We start from the raw sequence: 5,052 nt of genomic DNA on the forward strand, positions 1-5,052 counted from the left end.
CTTTTATTAGAAGAAGAGCCATGCGTCATTTAGAAAAAGGACGTGTAGTTATTTTTGGTGGTGGAACAGGAAATCCTTATTTTACTACCGATTCGGCTGCTGTTTTACGTGCCATTGAAATTGAAGCTGATGTGATTTTAAAAGGAACCCGCGTGGATGGTATTTATAATGTAGATCCTGAAAAAGACTCTAAAGCCATTAAATTTAATACCATATCATTTGATGATGTATTACGAAAAGGTTTAAAAGTTATGGATACTACAGCTTTTACTTTAAGTCAAGAAAATGAATTGCCAATAATTGTATTTGATATGAATAAAAAGGGTAATTTATTAAGAGTAGTTTCTGGCGAAAACATTGGAACTGAGGTAAAAATATAATAATTGGCTTAATTTTTGACCAAGCATATATAGATAAAAGTTTAAAACAATGAACGAAGACATAAAATTTATATTAGATAGCACAAAAGAAGCAATGGATAACGCTATTGCACATCTTAAAAAACAATTTTTAAACATTAGAGCAGGTAAAGCAAGTCCAGCTATGCTAGGAAGTGTTATGGTTGATTATTACGGTTCACAAACACCACTTAGTCAAGTAGCAAATGTGAACACTCCAGATGGAAGAACTATTACGGTTCAACCTTGGGAAAAAAACATGCTTCAAGAAATAGAACGAGGAATTGCTTATGCTAACCTTGGATTTAACCCTATGAATAATGGTGATACTATTATCATTAATGTACCACCCTTAACTGAAGAACGTCGAAGAGATTTAGCAAAGCAAGCTAAAGCTGAAGCAGAAGATGCTAAAGTGAGCATTAGAACCGCTCGTAAAGACGCTATGAACGAGGTTAAAAAGAATGATGATGTGTCAGAAGATTTAAAGAAGAATGCTGAAATAGATATACAACAAATAACAGATAATCACGTTAAAAAAGTCGATGAGCTTTTCGATAATAAGGAAAGAGAAATCATGACTGTTTAATATCAATTAAATTTTAAAGGCGACATTTTAGTCGCTTTTTTTTATAAATTTTCTAGCTTCTAGGGTTATTTCGAATGTTTAAGTATTCTTCAATTTTCATATTCATGATTTGCACAACTTTAGTGCAAGCGCAAACATTCCATAAAAAAGACCTAGAACCTAAACAAGACTCCATTGAAAAGAAGGCATTTTTAAAAAGTCTTGGAAATGGATTCTACCCAACTAAATACATCAATTTAGATTTAAGATATTTAATAAAATTCAACCAATACGAAGGTGTAAGAACTGGTATAGGAGGAGAGACAAATGATGTTTTTTCAGAAAAACACAGACTAAACTCTTATGTTGTTTATGGATTTAGAGACCGTCGTTTTAAATATAGCATTGGTGGCGGTTTTCGCCTTGCCGAAAAATCAAACACATGGATTAACCTTTCATACACAGATGATTTACAAGAAACTGGAAGTGCAAAATTTTTAACTGACAAACGCTTCTTTCAGTTTTTTGAACCGAGGTTATTAAACATTGATTTATTTCATAAACACATTACAAAATCCATTTCGCTTGAACATACTCTGGGTTCAAAATTACTTTTAGGGTCAGAATTTGCTACAAGCAAAATTGACCCAACTTATGCCTATACTTTTGATTTGAAGGACGAAAATTTTGAAACTTATGATATTACTGCGGCAAAAATCGCAATTCAATGGAGCCCATTCAATAATTTAATTATTACGGATAGTGAACAACCCGAGCATAGCGAGGGGTACCCACAATTTACGTTACAATACACAAAAAGTTTTAAAAATATTTTGAACGGCAATTTTAATTTTTCAAAATTGGATTTCAGAACCATTTATAAAATTGGCAATGAAACCGATGCTTTTTCAGAAATTACTCTAGTTTCAGGTTTTGCCATTGGTGAAACACCGCTAACGCACTTATACCATGCTTACCCAAATAATATTACTAAAGAAAAAATTTTACAACGGTTTTCTGTTGCAGGATTAAACAGTTTTGAAACCATGTTTTTTAATGAATTCTTTTCCGATAGATTTGCTACTATTCAATTTAAACATTACTTAAAGCCATTTAATGTTTCTAAAACTTTAAAACCTCAACTAGTATTAATAACTAGATATGCTATTGGAGACATGAAATATCCTGAAAGGCATCAAAAAATTACTTTTGGCTCATTAGAAAAAGGGTATACAGAATCTGGTTTTGAACTTAATAAATTATTTTATGGCTTCGGTTTAAGCTTTACCTACAGATACGGCACATACCATTTACCAAATATTGAAGATAATATAGCCTTTAAGTTTACATTTAACGTCTCATTATGAGGTATTATCCTCGATTTTTCTACCTTTGCCCAACTTTTAACTAAAGCATGCTTAAACTTTTTACTAAAGATTTTTGGGACGTTACCGCAAGATTGATTTTACGTAATAAAATTGGCATTCTTGTAGGTATTATAATTATTACATTTCTATTAGCTCAGAAATGGGATAACATGCGTTTAGCCTATAGTGAGGCAAATATGTTACCAGACAATCATGAAGTAAATCTTGATTATAATAATTTTTTACAAACCTTTGGGGAAGAAGGCAATCTTATTATACTTGGTGTTAAAGATTCATCCTTATTTACTGTCAACAAGTTAAATGCATGGAATAAGCTTTCAGAAGATTTAAAAAAGAATGAAGCTATTGAAACAGTTATTTCTATCAAAGATCTTCAAAAACTAATAAAGGATACTGAAAACGAAAAATTTAAATTAGAGCCTTTTATTAAAGACTCTATAACTTCTATAGCTCAAATTGAAACCTTACAAAACGAGCTTTTTGAAAAGTATCCTTTTTACGATAATTTCTTATTTAATAAGGAAACTAAAACAATACGAACGGCTATATATATTAACAAAGCTATTGTAAACACATCAGCAAGAAAGGACTTTGTTGTTAATGTTTTATTACCAGAAATAAACAATTTTGAAGCCAAAAATAATTTAGATGTTAGAATATCTGGAATGCCCTATATTAGAACCCTAAATTCTCAAAATATTGTCGATGAAATTAGCACCTTTATTTTAGCTGCTTTATTAGTTACATCAGTAATTTTCTTTTTCTTTTTCAGATCGTTTAGAGCCACTTTAATTTCTATGATAGTTGTTTGCATAGGTGTTATGTGGACTTTAGGTATTATAGGTTTATTAAATTACGAAATTTCCGTATTAACGGCATTAATTCCGCCCTTAATTATTGTAATAGGTATTCCAAATTGTATTTTCTTAATTAATAAATACCAGCACGAAGTTAAGTTACATGGTAACAAAGTAAAATCTTTACAACGTGTAATTACAAAAATTGGTAATGCTACGTTAATGACTAATGTTACAACGGCTTCTGGTTTTGCTACTTTCATCCTAACAGAAAGTAAACTGTTAAAAGAATTTGGTGTTGTAGCTTCGTTAAGCATATTAGCCATTTTTATTCTTTGTTTACTCATAATTCCTATCATTTACAGCTTTATGCCGTTTCCGAAAGATCGCCACTTAGAGCATCTTAACAAGCGTTGGATTGGTGGTTTTGTTAATTGGATGGAGTTAATGGTAAAGAAAAAACGAATTACTATTTATATTACTTCTGTAGTTTTACTTGTAGTAAGTATTATTGGTATTTATCAAATAAAAATATCTGGCAGTTTAATTGAAGACATGCCTCAGGAATCTGAGTTTGTAAATGATATTCGCTTTTTTGAAGATGAATTTAATGGTATTATGCCATTAGAAATCATGATTGATACTAAGCGTAAAAAAGGAGTCATGAAGTTATCTACACTTAAACGTATGGATGAGCTCGAGGATTTAATTATAGAAACCCCAGAACTATCAAAACCTGTATCAGTAGTTGGCCTGGTGAAATACTCCAAACAAGCTTATTATAATGGTAATACTAAGTATTATCAACTCCCAACTTCACAAGAAAACAGTTTTATTTTATCATACGCGAAAAACTCATCTTCAGAATTAGATTTACTTAAAAACTTTGTGGATAGCACAGGTCAATATGCGCGTATCACAACTTTTATGAAAGATGTTGGTACCGATAAAATGGAACGCATTGAAGAAAATCTTCAAACAAAAATAGATAAAGTGTTCCCTAAAGATCAATTCAATGTCATTATGACTGGGAAAGCACTTTTATTTCAAAAAGGAACAAAATATTTAGTTAAAAACTTAGTGATATCCTTATCCTTAGCCATTCTATTAATCGCTTTATTTATGGCGTATATGTTTCGCTCTGGACGTATGATTATCGTTTCACTTATTCCTAACTTATTACCTCTTCTAGTAACTGCAGGTTTAATGGGGTATTTAGGGGTTCCTATAAAACCTTCTACAATATTAGTTTTCAGTATTGCTTTTGGTATTTCTGTTGATGATACCATTCATTTTTTAGCAAAATACAGGCAAGAATTGCAAGCTAATAATTGGAAAATTAAAGTATCCGTTTATGGTGCTTTACGCGAAACCGGTGTTAGTATGTTTTATACTTCTATTGTTTTATTTTTTGGTTTCTCAGTATTTACAATTTCAAGTTTTGGAGGCACAGTAGCTTTAGGAGCATTAGTTTCAGCTACACTACTATTTGCTATGCTTTCCAACTTGCTTCTACTTCCGTCATTATTACTTTCTTTAGAGCGTAGTATAGCCAACAAACAGGTTCTTAGAAAACCTTCAATCAATATTATTCCTGAGGAGGACGAACCGGAAGCCTAAAATTTTAACATTATTATTTTACGATTTAGCCAAATAGCTAAGGGTATTAATATCTGAAAATTTTATATTTACATTATAAAATTTTCAATATGCAATTAAAAACAGTTTCAGAATTACTTACCCAAGATATCATTATTCCAGAAGTTGAAATTAAAGGTTGGGTAAGAACCTTTAGAGCCAATAGATTTATCGCTTTAAATGATGGTTCTACTCTAAATAATATTCAATGTGTGGTTGATTTTGAAAATTTTGACGAGGCACTTTTAAAAAGAGTAACAACC

General features: G+C 30.9%; 4 protein-coding genes and 1 pseudogene. All 5 read left to right on the plus strand.

Features of this window, described 5'->3' with window-relative positions:
- Positions 1-380, plus strand: a 380-nt coding sequence (locus tag WBN21_RS01615; protein ID WP_424197566.1) for a uridine monophosphate kinase, incomplete at its 5' end; no start/stop codon positions are given.
- A 49-nt stretch (positions 381-429) separates the two neighbouring features.
- Positions 430-987 (plus strand): ribosome recycling factor, encoded by a 558-nt coding sequence (frr, locus tag WBN21_RS01620; RefSeq protein WP_424197567.1) that lies wholly within the window; start codon positions 430-432, stop codon positions 985-987.
- 104 nt (positions 988-1,091) lie between these two features.
- Positions 1,092-2,333, plus strand: a complete 1,242-nt coding sequence (locus WBN21_RS01625; RefSeq protein ID WP_424197568.1) for a DUF5686 family protein — start codon at positions 1,092-1,094, stop codon at positions 2,331-2,333.
- A 47-nt stretch (positions 2,334-2,380) separates the two neighbouring features.
- Positions 2,381-4,771 (plus strand): efflux RND transporter permease subunit, encoded by a 2,391-nt coding sequence (locus WBN21_RS01630; RefSeq protein WP_424197569.1) that lies wholly within the window; start codon positions 2,381-2,383, stop codon positions 4,769-4,771.
- A gap of 89 nt (positions 4,772-4,860) precedes the next feature.
- Positions 4,861-5,052: pseudogene (locus WBN21_RS01635) on the plus strand (asparagine--tRNA ligase); the annotation flags it as partial.

This window comes from Algibacter sp. (assembly GCF_049667265.1).
Lineage (GTDB): Bacteria > Bacteroidota > Bacteroidia > Flavobacteriales > Flavobacteriaceae > Algibacter_B.